Here is a 578-nt window from a genome sequence, read left to right on the forward strand (position 1 = left end):
CCCCCCACGCCGCCGCCGTCCCCTTCCCCCGGAGGACCCCGCATGCGCTCGCACCTGCTCAACGACACGACAGCGGAGCAGTACCGCCGCTCCGTGACCGACGGAGTGGCACGGGTGGCCGCCAGACTCGCCGCCACCGACCGCCCGTTCACCGGCGTCACGGTCGACGCCCTCGCCCCCCGCATCGAGCGGATCGACCTCGACAGGCCGCTGTACGACACGACGGCGGTCCTCGACGAGCTGGAGGAGGTCTACCTCCGGGACGCGGTCTACTTCCACCACCCGCGTTACCTCGCCCACCTCAACTGCCCGGTCGTCATACCGGCGTTGCTCGGCGAGGCCGTGCTGAGCGCGGTCAACTCCTCGCTGGACACGTGGGACCAGTCGGCGGGCGGCACCCTGATCGAGCGCAGGCTGATCGACTGGACGACCGAGCGCATCGGCCTCGGCCCGTCGGCGGACGGCGTCTTCACCTCCGGCGGCACCCAGTCCAACCTCCAGGCGCTGCTGCTGGCCCGCGAGGAGGCCAAGGCCGAGAACCTCGGCGAGCTGCGGATCTTCGCCTCCGAGGCCGGCCA

At 72.1% G+C, this 578-nt stretch carries 1 protein-coding gene; it reads left to right on the forward strand.

What is annotated here, in order from left to right:
• Positions 1-42: 42 nt before the first annotated feature.
• A partial coding sequence (locus tag AOK24_RS50975; RefSeq protein WP_420876684.1) for a pyridoxal-dependent decarboxylase occupies positions 43-578 on the forward strand: 536 nt, incomplete at its 3' end.

The sequence above is a fragment of the Streptomyces niveiscabiei genome, from assembly GCF_001419795.1.
In the GTDB taxonomy this organism is placed as follows: domain Bacteria; phylum Actinomycetota; class Actinomycetes; order Streptomycetales; family Streptomycetaceae; genus Streptomyces; species Streptomyces niveiscabiei.